This window comes from Parolsenella catena, from assembly GCF_003966955.1.
GTDB lineage: Bacteria > Actinomycetota > Coriobacteriia > Coriobacteriales > Atopobiaceae > Parolsenella > Parolsenella catena.
The window spans coordinates 277,557-297,770 of the sequence record NZ_AP019367.1 but is presented as its reverse complement, the minus strand read 5'-3'; the positions used below and the strand labels follow the sequence as shown (position 1 = coordinate 297,770).

The following is a 20,214-nucleotide window of genomic DNA, read 5'->3' as shown; positions in this document are numbered from 1 at the left end:
TCTTGCCCGTCGTCCGCGTCTCGCGCCGCCGCGGGGTCGCGAGCTGCTACACTTATGCGCGCCAGCGCGTCGCTGGGGTATCGTCCAGTGGTTAGGACCCGGGATTTTGATTCCCGTTACCTAGGTTCGAATCCTAGTACCCCAGCGACGCGCTGGTCTTTTTGTGCCGAACGGACCGGGGGCCTGCGCGTCACGCACGACGCGCAGGTGTCGGCGGGACCAAACGGACCCGTCCCCTTTGGTGCGGCCAGGGGGACCAAACGAACCCGTCCCCTTTGGCGCTCTCAGCGGCTCCACACGCCTGCGCTATCATCGGACGCGTTGCAAGCCCGCTCAAACGGAAGGCACACCATGGCAAACGCCACCGCCATCATCCTCGCCGCCGGCGAGGGCACCCGCATGAAGTCGAACCACGCCAAGGTCTCCCACAAGATCCTCGGCAAGCCCATGATCCGCTGGGTGGCAGACGCCGCCATCGCCGGCGGCTGCGACCGCGTCGTCATCGTCGTGGGCAGCCACGCAGACGAGGTCCGCGCCATCGCCGAGGCCGCCTACGCAGACTCGGACGCCCGCGTCGAGTGCGTGGAGCAGACCGAGCGCCTCGGCACCGGCCACGCCGTCAAGGTCGCCCTGGAGGCCACCGGCATCGACGCCGGCCCCGTCGTGGTGCTCAACGGCGACCTGCCGCTCGTCACCGCCGAGACCATCCGCGCCTTCGCCGAGTCCGTCTCGGACGGCAAGGCGGCTGCCACGGCCTTCACGATCACCCCGCCCGACCCGTTCGGCTACGGCCGCATCGTGCTCGCCGCCGACGGCACGATCGAGCGCAACATCGAGCAGAAGGACTGCACGCCCGAGCAGGCGGCCTCCCTCACCGAGTGCAACGCCGGCTGCTACGCCTTCGACGGCGCGCTGCTCGCCGCCCACATCGGCGAGGTCGGATGCGACAACGCCCAGGGCGAGTACTACCTGCCCGACATGCTCGAGATTCTCAAGTCCCACGGCCAGGCCGTTCGCGCCTTCCACTGCGACGACTACCGCGAGGGCCTCGGCGTGAACTCCCGCGCCCAGCTCGCCCAGCTCACGGCAATCGCCCGCGACCGCATCAACGAGCAGCTCATGGACCAGGGTGTCACGTTCATCGACCCCGCCCAGGCCTGGATCGGCCCGGACTGCACCATCGGCCGCGACACCGTCGTGTGGCCCCAGACCCACCTCATCGGCGAGTGCCACGTGGGCGCCGACTGCCAGCTTGGCCCCAACACGCGCCTCACGAACACGAGCGCCGGCGACGGCTGCGTCATCGACGAGACGGTCGCCATCGACGCCAAGCTCGAGAACGCCGTGGACTGCGGCCCGCGCGCCTACCTGCGCCCCGGCACGCATATGCTCAACGGCTCCAAGGCCGGCACGCACGTGGAGATCAAGAAGTCCACGATTGGCGAGGGCAGCAAGGTCCCGCACCTCTCCTACATCGGCGACACGACCATGGGCAGCGGCGTCAACATGGGCGCGGGCTCCATCACCTGCAACTACGACGGCGTCCACAAGCACAAGACCCACATCGGCAACGACGTCTTCGTGGGCTCCGACACCATGATCGTGGCCCCCGGTGAGATTGGCGACGGCGCGCTCGTGGCGGCAGGCTCCGTCGTCACCGAGCCGGTGCCGGCAGACGCGCTGTCCGTGGGCCGCGCGCGCCAGAAGAACATCGAGGGCTGGGCGCACAAGCACTTCGAGGCGCTCCGCGCACAGAAATAAGCAACCAGTCGCCGCGGGCACGCACTCGCGGCGACCTTCATGAAGTACCATGATGAGCGTGCGACTCGTCGCCACCGCCAACCCCCATCTTTGGCAGGCGCGGCGCACACCACGGCAGCGAAGGCTCGACGAAAGGGCGGCAACCAGATGTACGAAGATCTCGACCAGCTCGTACCCATCAAGAAGCGCTTGAGGATCTACAGCGGCACGAGCAACCCCAAGCTCGCGGCGGACATCGCCAAGATCCTGGGCGTCGAGGTGGATGGCCTCGTGCTCGAGCAGTTCGCCAACGGCGAGATCTACGCTCGCTTTGACGAGACGGTCCGCGGCTGCGACGTGTTCTTCGTCCAGTCCATCGTGGGCAAGAACGTCAACGACCTCATGATGGAGACGCTCATCGTCGCCGACGCCGCGCACCGCGCCTCGGCCCGCTCCGTCACCGCAGTCATCCCCCACTACGCCTACGCCCGCCAGGACCGCAAGGCCGGCCCGCGCGAGCCCATCACCGCACGCCTCGTCGCCAACCTGCTCGAGACGGCCGGCGTGGACCGCGTCATCACGCTCGACCTGCACCAGGGCCAGATCGAGGGCTTCTTCGACGTCCCCGTGAACCACCTCACGGCCCTGCCGCTGTTCGGCGAGTACTTCAAGAGCAAGAACTTCGACTGGGAGAACACCGTCGTCGTCTCCCCCGACGTGGGCCGTGCCAAGGCCTGCAAGAAGCTCTCCGACATGCTCGGCTGCGACCTCGCCATCGCCCACAAGGGCCGTCCGCACCACAACCAGGCCGAGGTCATGGGCATCATCGGCGACATCAAGGGCAAGACCTGCATCATCAACGACGACATGATCGACACGGCCGGCACCCTGTGCGCCGCCATCCGCGAGCTCAAGGCCATGGGCGCCGGCGACATCCACGTGTGCGCCACCCACGGCATCTTCTCCGGCCCCGCCGTGGAGCGCCTGAACGACGCCCCGATCGAGGAGTGCGTCGTCACCGACTCCGTGCCCCAGCCCGAGGAGAACCTCACGGGCAAGATCAACACGATCTCCGTCGCCAACGAGATCGCCGAGTGCATCTACCACGTCTTCACCGAGACGAGCGTCTCCGGCATGGTCGGCGGCCGCTTCAACCTCTAGGACAAAGCCAACGTAGAGCCGAAGGCCGCGCGCTTGCTCAAGCGTGCGGCCTTCTCCATGAACGACGACAAGGACAGCGCATGCCAGCAGCACAGCCACAGGAGATTCGCCTCGTCGCGGGTCTCGGCAACCCAGGCGAGGAGTACGAGAACACCCGCCACAACGCGGGATTCCGCGCCGTAGAGGAGCTCGGGGAGCGCCTGGGCGCCGGCTACTGGAAGAGCCAGTGCGGCGCCAAGGTCGCCGTCGTGCGCGTCCGCGGCCAGGAGGGCCCGCGCGAGGTCATCCTCGCCATGCCGCAGGACTTCATGAACACGAGCGGCGGACCCATCTCCAAGCTCTGCCGCGAGTACAGGGTGGCACCCGAGGAGCTGCTCGTCATCCATGACGAGCTAGACCTCGACCCCGGCGACGTCCGCGTGAAGGTGGGCGGCGGCCACGCCGGCCACAACGGCCTCAAGTCCATCATCAACAAGCTCGGGAGCAGGGACTTCTCGCGCATACGCGTTGGCATCGGCATGCCCCCGGGACGCATGCCCGTCGTGGACTGGGTGCTCAAGGAGTACCGCAACGTCGAGATGGAGGACGTGCGGCGCGCCGCCATCGACGCCGCGGACGCCGCCGAGATGTGCCTCGAGCACGGCGTCGTCTTTGCCCGCGACCGCGTGAACGGCGCTGGCAAGCCCGGCAGCAGGTAGCGCACGGCCGCTGAGCCGTGAACGGTAGGTATTCGCCCGCGAGCGGCATGACGCTGCTCGCGGGCTTTTTTCTCCCCCGGCACAACGTCCGGGCGCCGTCGCAGGTCAGCGCGCCGCCGGCCAAAAAGTTGACCTCTGCCGCATGGTCATTTAGCCAAACACCCGCAGGTCACAGGCATTATTGTCAAGACAATTCCGATATCCGAACGCATGCAGCGCGATAGAATTACGCCGTGTGTGCAAACACGCGCCAACGCACGCCGGCTCGGGGCTAAGGCCGGCACTCAGGCGCAGGAAGCAAGACAGGAGAGGAGATCTGCATGTACAAGATCCTCAAAAAGACGCAGTTCTCGGAGAAGGTGTTCGAGTTCCGCGTGGAGGCGCCGCAGATGGCCAAGAAGGCCCATGCCGGCCAGTTCCTGATGGTCCGCGCGAACGAGCAGGGCGAGCGCGTCCCGTTCACGCTCGCCGGCTGGAACGCCGAGGAGGGCTGGATCGAGTTCATCTTCATGGTCATCGGCAAGACGACCGAGATGCTCTCGACCTACAACGAGGGTGACGAGCTCCAGGACGTCACCGGCCCGCTCGGCAACCCCACCGAGCTCGAGGGCGACCGCGTAGTCGTGCTCGGCGGCGGCGTGGGCCTGGCCATCGCCTACCCCGTTGCCCGCACGTTCTGCGAGCAGGGCAAGAAGGTCTCGGTCATCATGGGCGCCCGCACCAAGGACCTGCTCATCCTCACCGACCAGTTCAAGGCGCTGCCGCTCGAGGGCCTCTACATCACCACCGACGACGGCTCCGAGGGCGAGAAGGGCGTCGTGACCGCCCCACTCGAGCGTCTCTGCCAGGAGAAGGCCGTTGACGCCGCCTTCTGCGTCGGCCCCGTTCCCATGATGAAGTTCTCCGCCCTCACGGCCGAGAAGTACGGCCTGCCCATCGTCGCCAGCCTCAACCCCATCATGGTTGACGGCACCGGCATGTGCGGCTGCTGCCGCGTCGAGGTCGGCGGCAAGACGAAGTTCGCCTGCGTCGACGGCCCGGACTTTGACGCCACCCAGGTCGACTGGAACGACCTGCGCGCCCGCCAGGGTTCGTATCGCACGGAAGAGGGCCAGGCCATGGAGGCCTACAAGGAGGAGAGCTGCGCATGCCACAGGTAAACGGTAAGTACAAGCCCAACATGAAGGCTCCCCGCACCCCCTACGTCGAGGAGCTTCCCGAGGAGCGCGCGCAGGACTTCCGTCCCGTCGACCGTGGCTACTCCATGGCCGACGCCGTGGCCGAGGCCAACCGCTGCCTCGACTGCAAGAACCCCAAGTGCGTCCAGGGCTGCCCGGTCAACATCAACATCCCTGGCTTCATCGAGAAGATCCGCGAGGGTAACTTCGGCGGCGGCCTCGACATCATTCGCGAGGCGAGCCTGCTTCCCTCCGTCTGCGGCCGCGTCTGCCCGCAGGAGAACCAGTGCGAGGGCAACTGCGTCCTCAACAACAAGGACCGCGCCATCGCCATCGGCCAGCTCGAGCGCTTCCTCGGCGACAACGCCACCGAGCTCGCCCATGACCCCGAGATCAAGCCGTCCAACGGCAAGAAGGTCGCCGTCGTGGGCTCCGGCCCCTCCGGCATCGCCTGCGCCGGCGAGCTCGCCCGCAACGGCTATGAGGTCACGGTCTTCGAGGCCTTCTTCACCGGCGGCGGCGTGCTGACCTACGGCATCCCCGAGTTCCGTCTGCCCAAGAAGATCGTCAAGCGCGAGATTGACGGCCTGGAGAAGCTCGGCGTCAAGTTCGAGTACAACAGCGTCGTGGGCCGCATCACCGACGCCAAGGAGCTCTTCGAGGAGCAGGGCTTCGACGCCATGTACCTCGCCGTGGGCGCCGGCCTGCCCAAGTTCCTGAACGTTCCGGGCGAGAACCTCCCCGGCGTGTTCTGCGCCAACGAGTACCTCACGCGCGTGAACCTCATGAAGGCCGAGAAGTTCCCCGAGTTCGACACCCCCACCAAGCACGGCAAGAACGTCGTCGTCTTTGGTGGCGGCAACGTCGCCATGGATGCGGCCCGCACCGCGCTCCGTCTCGGCGCCGACACCGTGACGCTGGCCTACCGCCGCACCGAGGAGGAGATGCCCGCTCGTAAGGCGGAGCTCCACCACGCCAAGCAGGAGGGCGTCCAGATCCTGCCGCTCGTCTCGCCGCTGGAGTTCGAGGCCGACGAGAACGGCTTCGTCTCCAAGGTCAAGCTCGAGCGCATGGAGCTTGGCGAGCCCGACGAGAGCGGCCGTCGCCGTCCGCATCCGGTCGAGGGCTCCGAGTTCGAGATTCCGTGCGACGTGGCCGTCACGGCCATCGGCACGAACGCCAACCCGTTCCCGAAGCTCGCCGCCGAGGACGTGGCCCTCAACAAGTGGGGCTACATCGAGGCCGACGAGAACGGCCGCACGTCCGACCCGCGCATCTGGGCCGGCGGTGACATCGTCACCGGTGCCGCCACGGTCATCCTGGCCATGGGCGCCGGCAAGAAGGCCGCCCACTCCATGATGGAGGCGCTGGAGGCGTAAGGCCCCTTTGGTCGCTTGTGAGGCCGCCCCTGGGATCCGTTGGGTTCCGGGGGCGGCCTTTTTTGCGTTCGAGGACCCGTCTGGGGCGGGCCATGGCATTCGCTCGGACAGATCGCTTCGCGATCTCCCTTAGCCTCGCGCCTACCACGACCCGCCCCAGACGGCTGACGGAGTGAAAGGCAATCACGAAACGGGTGGACTACAGGCGTCCTTCTCGCATGTTGGGGCCTTTCGCCTCCGAGGGGGCGCCTTGGCTTGAATTGTCTTGTTGATAGGTACAATTTGGCTGACAGGCTTGGGGGACGGGAGGCGCTCGTGAACATACTGGAGACGTTGTCGGCAAGCCCGCTTGACCATGGGTCGCCCACGCCGCTGTATCGCCAGCTCAAGCATCGCATCCTGCAGCTCATCGCGACGGAGGCGCTCGACGCGTCCGCGCCGTTGCCCACGGAGGCCGAGCTGTGCTGCGCCCTCGGACTCTCGCGCGCCACGGTGAGGCGATGCTTCAAGGACCTCGTCGAGGAGGGCTACGTGCGCAGAAGACGAGGCCAGGGCACGTTCGTGAACGGCGCCATGAGCCGAGGCGGGCTCGACGCGCTCTTCCTCAAGGCAAGCACGTCAGGAAACCTCGAGCGCAGCGGTGCGGTGGTGACCTCGAGGTTTCTCGGCCTGAGCAGGATATGCGCAAGCGCGGCAACGGCGCGCAGCCTCAACGTGGAGGAGGGCGAGCCGCTCTGGGAGGTGAACCGCCTACGCCTTGCGGACGGCCGGCCGGTCATCCACGAGCTCGCCTTCTGCCCCGTGAGGGCGCTGCCACGCCTCGAGGAGGCTGACCTGCTCCACACGTCCATCTACACGCGCATAGCCGAGAGCACGCACGCCCTGCCCGAGCGCACGGAGGAGCGCATCGAGGCCGTCATCCTCGACCGACGCGAGGCAAGCCTGCTCGAGACGGACGCAGGAACCCCGGGCATCCGCGTGTTCACGCGTGCGCTCGACATCAGCGGCAGACCACTGCTCGCGAGCGTCGGCATCGCCCGCGCGGACCGCTTCCACCTCGAGGTTGCCTACACGAGCAACGGGATCGACTTCGCAAAGACGATCTAAGGGCTTCCCGAGGATGCGGGGGGGGCAAGGCGTTCGCTCGGACATATCGCTTCGCGATCTCCCTTAGCCTCGCTCGCGCCTCGCCCCCCGCCCCCCATGCAGCACTCAGGCCCAAAGGGGTCGGAGCCCTTTGGGCCGCGCCCTACTTCTCCAGTTGGGCGATGAGCTCGTCGACCACGGTCATGCAGTCGCCCACCACCTTGTAGTTGGCGGCGCCAAAGATCGGGGCATCCGCATCCTCGTTCACGGCAACGACCGTCTCGGCCCCGGAGATGCCCGCAAGGTGCTGAATGGCACCGGAGACGCCCAGACTCACGAGCAGCCGCGGCGCCACCGAGACGCCCGTCTGCCCCACCTGGTGCGAGTAGTCGAGCCATCCCGCCTCCACGACCGGCCTCGTGCAGCCGATCTCGCACACACACCCAAGACGCTCGCCGAGAAGCTCGGCGAGCCGGCACACGCGCGCGAGCGCCTTCTTGCTCCCGATGCCTCGGCCCACCACAACGAGCGCCGGCGCGTCCGCGATCGAGGCGCCCTGCCCGACCTTCTCGCGCGATAGCACGTTCACGCGGCCATAGACCGCGGCGTCGAGCAGGACGTCGGTCACGTTCGCCTCGCCCACCTCGCGGGGCTCAGGCGCCGGAAAGATGCCAGGCCGCACGGTCGCCATCTGCGGGCGGTGGTTGGGACACACGATCGTGGCCATGAGGTTGCCGCCAAACGCCGGGCGCGTCTGTTGGAGCAGGCCGCGCTCGCGGTCCATCTCGAGAATCGTACAGTCCGCCGTGAGGCCCGTCTGCAGCGTCACGGCCACGCGCGGCGCGAGCTCGCGTCCAAAGTTCGTGGCCCCATAGAGGATGACCTCGGGCCTGCGCTCGAGCGCGAGGGCGCACAGCCAGGCTGCATAGCACTCCACGTCCGTATGGGCAAGGCGGTCGTCGCACGTGCGCAGGACCTCGTCCGCGCCGGCCGCCGCGAGCGCACGCGCATTCGCGTCGTCGGCGTCCGAGTGCTCGCCCAGGACCGCCACGAGCCTGCAGCCCCGCTCGTCGGCGAGCTCGCGGCCCTTGCCCACGAGCTCGAGCGCCACCGGCAGCACCACGCCATCTGCGCCCACCTGCGAGAACACCCAGATGTCGCGGTAGCCGGACGTGTCCGCGCCAGATTCGTCTCGCTCGACGGCAAGCGCGCCCACGGGACACGCGTCAACGCACATGCCGCAGCTCACGCACCCATCGAGCACGCGGGCGCGCCGCTCCACGACCTCGATGCCGTCATTGGCGCAGGTACGCACGCAGCGCCCGCATCCCACGCACTTCTCAGCGTCGACAACCAGTCCGCTCATCGCGCGACCTCCTCGAAGACCTCGAGCAGCGCCGCGGCCTGCTCGGCGGGCGTGCCCGCTATCGTCGCTGCCTCGTGGCTGCGCTCGGGCACGAACGAGCGAACCACCTGCGTGGGCGAGCCCGCCAGCCCGCAGCACGCCGGGTCAGCACCCAGCGTTGCCGCGTCGAGCACACGCACCTCGGCACCCGCCGCCGCGCGCACGCCCGCGATGCTTGGCATGCGCAGCGTCGCGATGTCCTTCGTCACGGTGAGCACGGCCGGCAGCGGCACCTCGGCCACCTCGGTGCCCTCATCGGTGTCGTGCCGCACGACCACGCGGTGGTCGCTCGCCTCGAGCACCTCGGAGACGCCCGTGACGCACGGCACGCCGAGGATGCCACCAAGCTCGGGGCCAATCTGGGCCGTGTCGCCGTCAACCGCCATTTTGCCGCACAGCACGAGGTCGGCATCGCCCAGCTCATCGAGGCCCATCGACAGCGTATAGGACGTGGCGAGCGTGTCGGCACCGGCAAACGCACGGTCAGAGAGCAGCAGCGCGTCGTCGGCGCCGCGGGCGATGGCGTCGCGCAGCAGCCGACACGTGTCCGGGATTCCCATGGAGAGCACGGAGACACGCCCGCCAAGCTCGTCCTTGAGCGCAAGCGCCACCTCGAGCGCCGCCGTGTCAAAGGGGTTGGCGACGGACTGCCTGCCGTCGCGGATGATCGTGTTGGTCTTGGGGTCCATGCGGACCTCGGTGGTGGAGGGAACGGCCTTCATGCAGACGACGGACCTCATGCGCGCTCACCGCCCTTCTCGCACGCGGCGCCCGACGGCGCGTCGCCGGCCATGGCGCCAAGCAGCTCCTCGCCAAACAGGTTGCCGCGACCCAGCTGGCCGGCCGGGTCGAGCTCGCGCTTGAGCCGAGCCATCTCACGGACGTGCTCCGGGCCGTACATGGTCTCGAGGAAGCCGCGCTTGATCTTGCCCACACCGTGCTCGGCAGACACCGCGCCGCCCATGCGCGTGACCTCGGCCGCCCACGAGCAGAACAGTTCCTTGCCCGCGGCAAAGTCGGCGTCGCCTCTCGGAAGCACGTTCACGTGCAGGTGGTTGTTGCCGATGTGACCCCACGCAGCGCTCTGAAGGCCCGCCTCGGCGAGCGTGGTGCGGTAGAGCTCGATGACGTCGTGGAGGCGCTCGTCGGGGACGGACATGTCGCTGCCAAGCTTCGTGATCGCGGGGTTCGTGCGGCGGCGCTCGTCGATGAGCATGTTCACGCTCTCCGGCACTGCGTGGCGGAAGAAGCGCTGGCACTCGCGGTCGACGTCCGTGCGCGCCACCCAGGTGTCCGCCTCGTCCGCGCCAACCGCGCGCATGGCGTCCCCGATGGCATACAGCTCGGCGCACGCCTCGTCCTCGTCGTCGCAGTCCAGCTCCACGTAGACGCAGCAGGCGAAGCGCCCCTCCACGGCGGGCAAGCTCGCGAACGCGGCGCTGCTCTCGCGCTGGGAGCGCAGGATCGAGAGCGCCCCGGCATCGAAGTACTCGATGGCCACGGCATGCGCCAGCGCCGGGCGCACGGCCACCGTGAAGTCGAGCGCGGCGGTCTCGGTCTCGAAGAAGCAGCTCACGCCCCACACGACGGCCGGCGCCGGCATGAGCGCAAGCTCGACCTCGGTCACGACGCCAAGCGTGCCGTCGCTGCCCACGAACAGGTCGAGGGCATCCATGTCGTCGGCGACGTAGTAGCCCGAGGCGTTCTTGGTGTGAGGCATCTCGTAGGTGGGCAGGTCGAGGGAGAGCGAGCGCCCCGCCTCGGTCACAAGCCGCAGCGAGCGGCCGTGCGCCCGCGCCTCGCCGCGGCGCAGCGCCACAACGTCGCCGTCGGCCAGCACCACGCGCAAGGCGCTCACGTGTGGACGCACCGGGCCGTAGCCGTAGCTGCGCGCACCGGAGGCGTTGCAGGCCACCATACCGCCGATGCAGGCGCTCGTCTCGGTGGGGTCCGTGGGGAAGAACTGCTCGGGATCAGCATAGAGCTCGTCAAGCGCGGCAAGGCTCTCCTCGTCCCAGCCGTTCGTGGGCACGGACTTGTTCGCGAGCGCCTTGCGCAGGTTCGCGAGCACCACGCCCGACTGCACGCGCAGGTGGTAGGTGCCGTCCTCGCCGCGGCGCAGGCCGAGGACGGCATCCATGCGGCTCAGGTTGAGCACGTGCCCGCCCTGGGGCACGGCGCCCGCGGCAAGGCCCGTGCGCGCGCCCTGCACCGTGACGGGCGTGCCGCTCGCATGCAGCTCGCGCAGCACGTCTCGCACCTGATCCTCGCTGGTGGGAAATGAGATGGTCTCGGCATGCCCGACGGTGCGCGACTCGTCGCGCACGTACTCCTTGAGCTCCGGGCCAAGCGGCTTGATAAGCGTCATGCGCAGAACCTCTCCGCGAGCGGGGCGGCAGCGTTACGTCCAACGTGGTCGAGACGGACCCTGCCCTGCCCCTCAAATGGTTGGCCCAACGATAATCTGCGCGTGTTGCCGCGGCGTTTCAGGAAGAAGAGCCATGAGATACAAGAAGCTCGCGTGCATTGGCCCCAAAAGGCGGCATAATGGTTCGAAAACCTCATGGGCGCGCGGCAGGGGTTGCCGCATGCCCACTACGACGTCAGGAGGAACCGCCGCATGAAGGAGCTCGAGGACCGCATTCGCCAGGACGGCATCGTTCGCGAGGGCAACGTCCTAAAGGTGGACAGCTTCCTCAACCACAGGTGCGACGTCTCCCTCTATGACAAGATGGGCGCCGAGTGGGCGCGCCTGTTCGCCGGCAAGCAGGTCGACAAGATCCTGACCATCGAGTCCTCCGGCATAGGCATCGCGTGCGTTGCCTCCACGCACTTTGGCAACGTGCCCGTCGTGTTCGCCCGCAAGACCGAGTCCAAGAACCTCGACGGCGAGCAGTACCGCACGCAGATCCGCAGCTACACGAAGGGCCGCACCTACGAGGTCATCGTGGCCAAGCGCTTCCTTGAGCGCGGCGAGCACGTCATCATCCTCGACGACTTCCTCGCCATGGGCTGCGCACTCAACGGCCTGCTCGAGATCTGCGAGGAGGCCGGCGTCATCGTCGAGGGCATCGGCATCGCCATCGAGAAGGGCTTCCAGCCGGGTGGCAAGGCGCTGCGCGAGGAGGGCTACCAGGTGGAGAGCCTCGCCATCGTCCAGTCCATGGACGCCGAGACCGGCGAGATCGAGTTCGCCTAGCGCGAGCGCCGGCACGGCAGCCGCGGGGCGTCACTTGGACAGCACGAGCTACACACTGTACGTACGTTGCGGGGACGAGCGCCTAGGCGCCGTCCCCGTTTGCGTGACGCGCAAGCTGGTGCGCAACCTCAACCTGCGCGTGCGCGGGGACGGCAGCGTCGTGGCGAGCGTACCGTGGCGCACGTCTCGCGCGCGGGCGCAGGAGTTTCTCGACGCACACGCGGGCTGGATCGCCGAGCGCGTCTCGCGCAAGGCGGAGCGGCAGGTCGAGAGCCGCGAGGCGGCCCCCTCGCCCGCCTATGCCCTGTGGGGTTGCGAGCATCGCACGGCAGACGGCCACACGCCCACGGCCGCAGAGCTCGACGAGCTGTGGCGCCGCGAGGTCGAACGCGCGCTGCCCGGGGTCATCGCGCGCATGGAGCCGCTCGTGGGGGCGCATGCGAGCTCGTGGCAGCTGAGGGCCATGAGCAGCAGGTGGGGCTCGTGCACGCCCGCCCGCGGCTCGATCCGCATCAACGTGAGGCTTGCCGCCTACCCGCCCGAGTGCCTTGACTACGTGGTCGCCCACGAGCTGGCGCACCTCATCGAGCCCTCCCACAACGCCCGCTTCCACGCCATCGTCGCGCGCGCCATAGGCAACGAGCGGGCCATCCGCGCCCGCCTCCGCCAGCCACCGGCGACAGCCTGACGCCGTCCCCAAATCTCGCCACGACAGACGGGGACGGGGCGGGCTGTCGCCGCCCGTCACTTGAACGTGCAGGTGAGATGCGTCATCGTTGGAGGCACTCAACCGAGGGGAGCCATCATGCCAGGCAAGAGGACAGACGTCATAAGCTGGGACGAGTTCTTCATGCGCGTTGCCATGGCGGCGGCCATGCGCAGCAAGGACCCCAACACGCAGGTGGGCGCCTGCATCGCCGACGCAAACCACCGCATCCTGTCCGTGGGCTACAACGGCACGCCCTCGGCCCTCAACGACGACGAGTTCCCCTGGGAGACCGCGGACGACCCGCTGCTCGACAAGCACAGCTACGTGATACACGCCGAGGCCAACGCCATCCTCAACTACCGCGGCTCCAACAAGGACCTGCAGGGCGCCACGGTCTACGTCACGCTGTTCCCCTGCCACGAGTGCGCCAAGACCCTCGTGCAGGCAGGCATCGGCGAGGTAGTCTACCTGGGCGACAAGTACGAGGGCACGCAGGACAACCTCATCTCCAAGCGCATCCTTGACACCTGCGGCGTCACCTACCGTCAGGTCACCGTGGCAGACTAGCCCACAGGACAGGCAAGCCCATTCCCGATGCCCCCAAGAGAAGCGAGGTCACAGCATGGCAGAGACAGAAGACCACACCCACGAGCTTGCATGCGAGGCGGGCGGCTGCCACATCCCCGTGGGCGAGGCCCCCGAGAACATCCCCGAGGAGGAGCTGCTCTATGACCTCGCCGACCTGTTCAAGGTCTTCTCGGACACGACGCGCATCAAGATCCTGTTCACGCTCATGGGGCGCGAGCTGTGCGTGGCAGACATCGCCGACGAGACAGGCACCACGCAGAGCGCCGTCTCGCACCAGCTGCGCACGCTCAAGCAGGCCCACCTCGTGAAGTTCGAGCGAGACGGCCGCAACATCGTCTACTCCCTTGCCGACGACCACGTCTACACGATGCTCAACGTGGGCCTCAGCCACATCTGCGAGTAGCGCGGCGTCGCCCTCGCCCAGATGCCGAGCGCTGCAAACGGGTCACTTCTGAGGCCCCTGGAGGCCATTTAGTGACTCGTTTGCAGCGCTCGCGGTGTTTCGCGTCGTTCTCGTTGACATATGAGCGTGCGTTCATATAATGAAGTCCATAAGACATATGAACGGTTGCTCAGATGTTCGAACGAGCAACCCGGAGCCCGAGGAGGACCCCATGAAGAAGGCATTCAAGCTCGATGAGATCGACTGCGCCAACTGCGCCCGCGAGCTGCAGGACGGGCTTGCCAAGCTCGATGGCGTCACGTCCGTCTCGGTGAACTTCATGACGCAGAAGCTCACGCTCGAGGCCGACGACGCCGAGTTCGACGAGGTCCTCCAGCGCGTCGTCGACTACACGGCAGACGCCGAGCCCGACTGCGAGATCATCCTCTAGCAGACGCATCCCCACCCCTGCCGCGCGCGAACGCCTGCGGCAGGGGTTCTTCTCGCACAAACGCATGAACGGTTGCTCATACGTTCATCAAATGACTTGGAGCACACCATGGAAAGCACCACTGCCAAGCCCAGAAAGAAGCGCCGCAAGAAGGAGAGCCAGCAGCACAAGCTGCACCGCATCCTTCTCGCGCTCGCGATCTTTGCCGTCGTCTATGCCACAGACGAGCTCGGCGCGCTCGCGACGCTCTTTGGCGAGCCCGCAGCCCTCTACGTGAGCTTCGTGCTCTTCCTCGTCCCGTTCCTCATCGCGGGCCATGACGTCCTCGAGAAGGCCTGGAACAACATCCGCCGCGGAAAGGCCTTCGACGAGAGCTTCCTCATGGCCGTCGCTACAATCGGCGCGTTCGCCATGATCTTGTTCCCAGACGCAGACCCCCACATGGCCGAGGGCGCGGCCGTCATGCTGTTCTACCAGGTAGGCGAGCTGTTTCAGTCTTACGCCGTGGGCAAGAGCCGCAAGTCGATCGCAGCCATGATGGACATCGCCCCCGACTACGCCAACGTCGAGGGAGAGAACGGCGGGCTCACCCAGGTCAGCCCCGACGACGTCGCCGTGGGCACCATCATCGTCGTGAAGCCCGGCGAGCGCGTGCCCATCGACGGCACCATCGTCGAGGGGGCCACGCAGCTTGACACCGCGGCGCTCACCGGCGAGTCCGTGCCGCGCCACGTCGAGGTCGGGGCCGACGTCGTGTCCGGCTGCATCAACATGACGGGCCTCATCAAGGTGCGCACCACCAAGCCGTTCGGCGAGTCAACCGTGAGCCGCATCCTCGAGCTCGTGGAGAACGCAAGCGAGAAGAAGGCCAGGACCGAGAACTTCATCACGCGCTTCGCCCGCGTCTACACCCCGGCCGTCACCGGCTCGGCCGTGGCCCTCGCCCTCGTCGGCGGCCTTGCCACCGGCGCCTGGGCAGACTGGATCTTGCGCGGCCTCACGTTCCTCGTCGTCTCGTGCCCGTGTGCCCTCGTCATCTCGGTGCCGCTGTCGTTCTTTGGCGGCATCGGCGGCGCCTCGCGCATCGGCGTGCTCGTGAAGGGCTCCAACTACCTCGAGGCGCTCGCCGAGGTAGACACCGTCGTGTTCGACAAGACCGGCACGCTCACGAACGGAACGTTCAACGTCGTGGCCATCCATCCCGAGGAGGGCGTCGACCCCGACTACGTGCTCAGCTGTGCCGCCTACGCCGAGGCCTTCTCGGACCACCCCATCGCGCTGTCGGTCAAGGCCGCCTACACCGGCGACATAGACCAGGCTCGCATCGTGAGCGTCGAGGAGGAGAGCGGCCACGGCGTCTCGGCCCGCGTGCGCGAGCAGACCCGCGAGAACGAGCACGTGGTCCTCGTGGGCAACGACAAGCTCATGGCCTCCCACGGCGAGCACTGGCACGACTGCGAGCTCACGGGCACGATCCTGCACGTCACGGTCGACGACCGCTACATCGGCCACGTCGTCATCGCCGACGTCGTGAAGGACGACGCACGCGCCGCGATCGACGCGCTGCACGACTGCGGCGTGAGGAGGACCGTCATGCTCACGGGAGACCGCGCCGAGGTCGCGGCTGCCGTGGCCGAGCAGCTCGGGATCGACGAGCACCACGCGCAGCTGCTTCCGGGCGACAAGGTCGAGCAGGTCGAGCGCCTGCTCGCCTCGGAGGGCGAGAAGCGCAAGCTCGCCTTCGTGGGCGACGGCATCAACGACGCCCCCGTACTCACGCGCGCCGACGTGGGCATCGCCATGGGCGCCATGGGCTCGGACGCCGCCATCGAGGCCGCCGACGTCGTGCTCATGGACGACAAGCCCTCCAACATCGCGCGTGCCATCCGCGTGGCCCGCAAGACCATGGGAATCGTGTGGCAGAACATCGTGTTCGCCCTGGCCGTGAAGCTGCTCATCCTCGTGTTTGCGGCGCTCGGCCTGGCCAACATGTGGCTCGCCGTATTCGGCGACGTGGGCGTTGCCATCATCGCCATCCTCAACGCCATGCGCGCCATGAGCGTGAAATAGGGACCAAAGGGGACGGGTTACTTTGGCTCCCCTCGGGACCAAAGGGACCCGTCCCCTTTGGTCCGGCACGAAAAAAAGCCTCCCGCGAGTCGCTGCGGGAGGCTTTTCTTTTGGGATGCCCCTTCGCGTGGGGGCGCGGAGGGGCGAAAGGAAGGAAGGTACTGATTTCATACCCTCCCCGGGGCGGCTAAACGCGGGGCCAGGCGGCTTCACGGCACCGTCACGGAGCCGCCACGCCGGCGCCACAATCCAACCACAGCTGCTCCACACAAGCGGCGGCGTCGCTAGTCCTCGACGGCGACGAGCTCGATCTCGAAGTTGAGCGGCTTGCCGGCAAGCTCGTGGTTTGCGTCCACGACGAGCTTGGAGGGCGTCACCTCGACGATGCGGGCGGGCACGAGCTGGCCGCCGGGGCCGTGCAGGCCCACCTGGTCGCCCACGGCCGCGCGCTCCATGCCCTGGGTCTGCTCGCGGCGGATCGTGAAGACGAGGTTGTCGTCGTGCTCGCCATAGGCCTCGCTCGGGGCCAGGTGGACGGTCTTCTTCTCGCCCACGGTCATGTCGGCCACGGCGTAGTCAAAGCCGGGGATCATCTGGTGTGCGCCGCAGGTGAAATCGAGCGTCTCGCCACGGTCATAGCTGCTGTCAAACTGGGTGCCGTCGTCGAGCGTGCCGCGGTAGTTGACCTTGACCTTCTTGCCGATGTTGGACATGCGTCCCTCTCATTCCAGTCGTCCGGTGGCCACGCACGGGCCAACCGGGAGAAAACAACCGTGCAAGCATAACACCCAAGGCGAGACAAACGCCCAGTTGGGTATAGTTGTGAGGTCAATCGAACCAACACAGTCGCAACGAAAGGCCTCCCATGTCCTCGTCTCAGAAGACCGTCAAGATCATCAGCTTCCTGTTGTTCGCCGTCGCCGTGCTGTTCTACGTCGTGGGCGGCGTCATGCTCGCCGGCGCGGGCTCACTCGATGACTCCGCGAGGAGCACCGCCTTCACGCTCAGCATGGTGCTGTTCTTCGAGGGCCTCGTCTACGTCGTCTACGCGGGCCTCGGCATCCGCGGCGCCAACAACCCGCGCAAGATCGGCGGCTTCCGCGTCCTGAGCGTGTTCGCCATCGTCATCGACGCGCTCAACATCGGCTCGTCGGCCATGTCGAACCCCGCCTCGCTCGCGCAGCCCACGAGCCTCATCGTCTACGCATCGCTCGTGCTCTCCGTCGCCGGCTTCGTCGCGTCCGGCAGGGTCGTCAAGGAGCTCGACCGCTAGGGCCTCGCCCGGCGCGCCATACGGGCCCCTCGCCGGGCCATGAGCCCAGCAACAGCACATTTCACATAAGATGGACGGGTCACGGCATGGGGAGTTGCCGTGACCCGTTTTTCATGCGCTGCGAGCGACGCCCAACGCCTGCCCGTGGCACGACAAGAGAGGGAGGAAACGATGCTCTTCGATGTCTACGGCACCAACGCACCGTTCCAGTGGCTTGGCTGGGTCCTCGTGTTCGTTGGCCTCATCCTCGCCAACGAGTTCGCGCGCCGCTCCAAGGTTGGCGGGCTCATCATGTTCGGCGCCCTTCCCATCGCCATGACCGTCTACTGCGTGGCCATCGGCATCGGCGTGGCACAGGGAGCCGAGTGGGCGCTCAACAACCCCACGCACGTCTACCAGAACAGCTGGTTCCACTACGCCAAGGTCTACGCGGCACTCGCCGGCTGCCTGGGCTTCATGGTCATCAAGTACAAGTGGGGCAGGCTCGGCCGCGCCCACTGGTTCCGTGCCTGGCCGTTCGTCATCGTGGCCATCAACATCCTGATCGCGGTGTGCTCCGACTTCGAGAGCGCCTACCACTTCTTCGCGCTCGGCGAGACCACCTGGGTCACGTCCGAGGGCGCCACGCAGCTCGCCGGATGGAACAACGTGTTCAACGGCATCGCCGGCATCATCAACATCTTCTGCATGACCGGCTGGTGGAGCGTCTACGCGTCCAAGGACGAGGCGGACATGCTCTGGCCCGACATGACGTGGGTCTACATCATCGCCTATGACATCTGGAACTTCTGCTACACGTACAACTGCCTGCCCACGCACTCCTGGTTCTGCGGCTTTGCGCTGCTGCTGGCCCCCACCGTGGCCAACTTCTTCTGGAACAAGGGCGGCTGGATCCAGAACCGCGCCTTCACGCTGGCCATCTGGTGCATGTTCGCGCAGGTGTTCCCCTACTTCCAGGAGGAGAGCGTCTTCGTGACGCACTCCACGCTCAACCCCACGTCCGCGCTCGTGGTCTCCGCACTCGCACTCGTGGCAAACGTGGCGGCCATCATCTACATCGTCTATCGCGCCAAGAAGCTCGGCGTGAATCCCTACAAGAGCGACGTCTTCAAGGGCACGCGCGACTGGGAGCAGGCCACGGCCCGTCGAGAGCCCGCCGAGAACGACCCCGCGCTCACGGCCTAACATCTCAAACAAGGCTCAACGCAACGACCCCGTCCCCGGCGACACCTTGGGACGGGGCCGTTCTTGTCACCGCGCGGCGAGATGACGGTGGCGGGACGGGGCCGTCTTTGTCACCGCAGCACTACAGCTCCACACGCCTCGTGGCCACACGGCCAACGAGCGCCGGGGAGTGCGAGACAAGCACGAGGCCCCACCCATCGCGCTCCTGAAGGCCGAGAAGCACATGCCACAGCTCGGCCTGCGTCACGGCGTCGAGCATGGCCGTGGACTCGTCGGCAATGAGGTAGCGAGGCCGCACGGACAGCGCGCGCACCATGGCGAGGCGCATGAGCTCGCCACCGCTCAGCTCGTGCGGGCGCCGCGCGAGCCACTCCCCGCGCACGCCAAACGAGCCGAGAAGCTCGTCCGCGCGCGCACGCGCGCACGCCTCGCCCGCACCGGCAACCTCCCCCAGGCTCTGCCCAAGCCGCACCCGCGGGTCAAATGCCAGCTCGGGATGCTGGGGCAGCAGCTGCACGGGGCTCGCCTCGCCCCGCAGGCGCGCAACGGGACGCACGGGCTCGCCGTCTGCGAGCACACGTCCAACCGAAGGCTCCAGGTAGCCGGCAAGCAGCCGGCACAGCGTCGTCTTTCCCCGGCCAGACGGGGCCGTGAGCGCCACGCGTTCCCCCGGCCCCACCGAAAGGCTCAGGCCTCGGTACAGCTCGCGCCCGCACGGGTAGCGAAAGGAGACGTCTTGTGCCTCGAGGCTCATCGGGTCACCTCCGCATCGTCGCCAACCGTACCAAACGTCGCAAAGTCATGGCCCGGCAGCGCATGCCACAGGGCACGCGAGAAGGGATGCCTCAGCAGCTCCGGGGCCGAGAAGCTCTCCACGCCCGTCTCCTCCACGACCGTCCCGTCCCGGAATACCGCCACGCGGTCCGCAACGCGCAGCGCAAGCTCGATGTCGTGCGTGATGAGCAGCACGCCGCCGCCCGCGTCCGCAAAGGCACGCAGGTCGTCGAGGGCGTGCGCCGCGAGGTCAAGGTCGAGGCCCGGCGTGGGCTCGTCGGCGATGATGAGGCACGGCTCCTCCATGAGCGCGCACATGAGCAGCACGCGCCGCGCCATGCCGCCGGAGAGCTGGTAGGGGTAGAGGCGCTCGACCTGCTCGCCCAGCCCATACGAGGCAAACAGCTCTCGCTGGCGGACCAGCCTGCGCGCGGCGTCCGCCCTTCGCTCGGCACGCGAGGAGCCGCGAGGCACGCCACGGACCTGCTCGCCCACGCGCATGAGCGGGTCGAGGTTGTCCACACCCTGCGGAACGAGCGAGACCCCATGCCCGCGCAGCCGCGCGAGCGACGCCGCATCCTGCGCGATGCCGTCAAACCAGATGGAGCCCGTCACCTCGGCGTTCGTCTCGTACTGGCCCATGAGGGCGTCTGCGAGCACCGTCTTTCCCGAGCCGCTCGCCCCCACGACGGCCAGGAGCTCGCCCTCGTGCACGGAGAGCGTGAGGTCGTGCAGCACCTCGCTGCGACAGCGAGCGCCGGAGAAGTACGGGGCGGTCGGATCGTAGCCGTCAAACGCCACGCTCAGGTGCTCCACGGCAAGCAGGTGGTGCCCGTCGGCATGATGCGAGGAGCCCGCATGGCTGTGATGGTGGTGCAGCTCGCCAGTCACGTGAGCCACGGCGTGGCCACCCGTCTGCAAAGCGTCCATGAGCCT

Annotated in this window: 20 protein-coding genes and 1 tRNA gene; 15 read left to right on the top strand and 6 right to left on the bottom strand. The window is 67.4% G+C overall.

From position 1 onward, the window contains the following. The first annotated feature begins 73 nt into the window (after positions 1–73). From Pcatena_RS01430 to Pcatena_RS01400, 7 genes are all read left to right on the top strand, one after another. Positions 74–145 (top strand) — tRNA-Gln (locus tag Pcatena_RS01430). Between the two features lie 206 nt (positions 146–351). Beyond that, positions 352–1,761, top strand: a complete 1,410-nt coding sequence (gene glmU, locus Pcatena_RS01425; protein ID WP_126420966.1) for a bifunctional UDP-N-acetylglucosamine diphosphorylase/glucosamine-1-phosphate N-acetyltransferase GlmU — start codon at positions 352–354, stop codon at positions 1,759–1,761. Positions 1,762–1,908: 147 nt separating this feature from the next. Continuing rightward, positions 1,909–2,901, top strand: coding sequence for a ribose-phosphate diphosphokinase (locus Pcatena_RS01420; protein WP_126420964.1), 993 nt, complete (start codon positions 1,909–1,911; stop codon positions 2,899–2,901). An 80-nt stretch (positions 2,902–2,981) separates the two neighbouring features. Then, positions 2,982–3,599 carry an aminoacyl-tRNA hydrolase gene (gene pth, locus Pcatena_RS01415; RefSeq protein WP_172596335.1) on the top strand — a complete coding sequence of 206 codons (618 nt, stop codon included), beginning with the start codon at positions 2,982–2,984 and terminating at the stop codon, positions 3,597–3,599. A 320-nt stretch (positions 3,600–3,919) separates the two neighbouring features. Beyond that, positions 3,920–4,759 (top strand): sulfide/dihydroorotate dehydrogenase-like FAD/NAD-binding protein, encoded by an 840-nt coding sequence (locus tag Pcatena_RS01410; protein WP_126420962.1) that lies wholly within the window; start codon positions 3,920–3,922, stop codon positions 4,757–4,759. Further along, the gene (gene gltA, locus Pcatena_RS01405) at positions 4,747–6,156 is read left to right on the top strand and encodes an NADPH-dependent glutamate synthase (protein WP_126420960.1); all 1,410 of its coding nucleotides are present in this window, start codon (positions 4,747–4,749) and stop codon (positions 6,154–6,156) included. The genes Pcatena_RS01410 and gltA overlap by 13 nt, the downstream gene beginning before the upstream one ends. 315 nt (positions 6,157–6,471) lie before the next feature. Then, positions 6,472–7,263 (top strand): GntR family transcriptional regulator, encoded by a 792-nt coding sequence (locus Pcatena_RS01400; RefSeq protein WP_172596334.1) that lies wholly within the window; start codon positions 6,472–6,474, stop codon positions 7,261–7,263. A gap of 142 nt (positions 7,264–7,405) precedes the next feature. Here Pcatena_RS01400 and Pcatena_RS01395 read toward each other — a convergent pair whose 3' ends face one another. The 3 genes from Pcatena_RS01395 to Pcatena_RS01385 are packed head-to-tail and all read right to left on the bottom strand — an operon-like array spanning position 7,406 to position 11,015. Further along, positions 7,406–8,608: an electron transfer flavoprotein subunit alpha gene (locus Pcatena_RS01395; protein WP_126420956.1), complete on the bottom strand. Its 1,203-nt coding sequence runs from the start codon at positions 8,606–8,608 to the stop codon at positions 7,406–7,408. After that, positions 8,605–9,387: an electron transfer flavoprotein subunit beta/FixA family protein gene (locus Pcatena_RS01390; RefSeq protein WP_126420954.1), complete on the bottom strand. Its 783-nt coding sequence runs from the start codon at positions 9,385–9,387 to the stop codon at positions 8,605–8,607. Before Pcatena_RS01390 ends, Pcatena_RS01395 begins: the two co-directional genes overlap by 4 nt. Beyond that, positions 9,384–11,015 carry an FAD-binding oxidoreductase gene (locus tag Pcatena_RS01385; protein ID WP_126420952.1) on the bottom strand — a complete coding sequence of 544 codons (1,632 nt, stop codon included), beginning with the start codon at positions 11,013–11,015 and terminating at the stop codon, positions 9,384–9,386. The genes Pcatena_RS01390 and Pcatena_RS01385 overlap by 4 nt, the downstream gene beginning before the upstream one ends. Positions 11,016–11,267: 252 nt before the next feature. Here Pcatena_RS01385 and Pcatena_RS01380 point away from each other — a divergent pair, with 252 nt between their 5' ends. From Pcatena_RS01380 to Pcatena_RS01355, 6 genes are all read left to right on the top strand, one after another. Then, positions 11,268–11,846, top strand: coding sequence for a xanthine phosphoribosyltransferase (locus tag Pcatena_RS01380; protein WP_126420950.1), 579 nt, complete (start codon positions 11,268–11,270; stop codon positions 11,844–11,846). Between the two features lie 103 nt (positions 11,847–11,949). Further along, a complete protein-coding gene (locus Pcatena_RS01375) occupies positions 11,950–12,534 on the top strand; it encodes a M48 family metallopeptidase (RefSeq protein ID WP_232619864.1) in 585 nt (194 codons plus the stop codon). A gap of 117 nt (positions 12,535–12,651) precedes the next feature. Continuing rightward, the gene (locus Pcatena_RS01370) at positions 12,652–13,122 is read left to right on the top strand and encodes a deoxycytidylate deaminase (RefSeq protein WP_126420948.1); all 471 of its coding nucleotides are present in this window, start codon (positions 12,652–12,654) and stop codon (positions 13,120–13,122) included. Between the two features lie 55 nt (positions 13,123–13,177). Next, positions 13,178–13,546, top strand: coding sequence for an ArsR/SmtB family transcription factor (locus Pcatena_RS01365; protein ID WP_126420946.1), 369 nt, complete (start codon positions 13,178–13,180; stop codon positions 13,544–13,546). A gap of 211 nt (positions 13,547–13,757) precedes the next feature. Next, the gene (locus Pcatena_RS08155; RefSeq protein WP_126420944.1) at positions 13,758–13,976 is read left to right on the top strand and encodes a cation transporter; all 219 of its coding nucleotides are present in this window, start codon (positions 13,758–13,760) and stop codon (positions 13,974–13,976) included. A gap of 108 nt (positions 13,977–14,084) precedes the next feature. Beyond that, a complete protein-coding gene (locus Pcatena_RS01355; RefSeq protein ID WP_126420942.1) occupies positions 14,085–16,046 on the top strand; it encodes a heavy metal translocating P-type ATPase in 1,962 nt (653 codons plus the stop codon). A gap of 284 nt (positions 16,047–16,330) precedes the next feature. Here Pcatena_RS01355 and Pcatena_RS01350 read toward each other — a convergent pair whose 3' ends face one another. After that, positions 16,331–16,759, bottom strand: coding sequence for an FKBP-type peptidyl-prolyl cis-trans isomerase (locus tag Pcatena_RS01350; protein ID WP_126420940.1), 429 nt, complete (start codon positions 16,757–16,759; stop codon positions 16,331–16,333). A 152-nt stretch (positions 16,760–16,911) separates the two neighbouring features. On the opposite strand from Pcatena_RS01350, the gene Pcatena_RS01345 reads away from it, so the two are divergent. Further along, positions 16,912–17,319: a hypothetical protein gene (locus Pcatena_RS01345; protein WP_126420938.1), complete on the top strand. Its 408-nt coding sequence runs from the start codon at positions 16,912–16,914 to the stop codon at positions 17,317–17,319. A gap of 171 nt (positions 17,320–17,490) precedes the next feature. Continuing rightward, the gene (locus Pcatena_RS01340) at positions 17,491–18,504 is read left to right on the top strand and encodes a DUF5692 family protein (RefSeq protein WP_126420936.1); all 1,014 of its coding nucleotides are present in this window, start codon (positions 17,491–17,493) and stop codon (positions 18,502–18,504) included. Positions 18,505–18,625: 121 nt separating this feature from the next. Here the strand turns inward: Pcatena_RS01340 and Pcatena_RS01335 are convergent, their stop codons facing one another. Together Pcatena_RS01335 and Pcatena_RS01330 are read right to left on the bottom strand one after the other, a co-directional pair. Further along, the gene (locus tag Pcatena_RS01335; RefSeq protein ID WP_126420934.1) at positions 18,626–19,258 is read right to left on the bottom strand and encodes an ABC transporter ATP-binding protein; all 633 of its coding nucleotides are present in this window, start codon (positions 19,256–19,258) and stop codon (positions 18,626–18,628) included. After that, positions 19,255–20,208: an ATP-binding cassette domain-containing protein gene (locus Pcatena_RS01330; RefSeq protein WP_126420932.1), complete on the bottom strand. Its 954-nt coding sequence runs from the start codon at positions 20,206–20,208 to the stop codon at positions 19,255–19,257. Before Pcatena_RS01330 ends, Pcatena_RS01335 begins: the two co-directional genes overlap by 4 nt. Positions 20,209–20,214 lie beyond the last annotated feature (6 nt).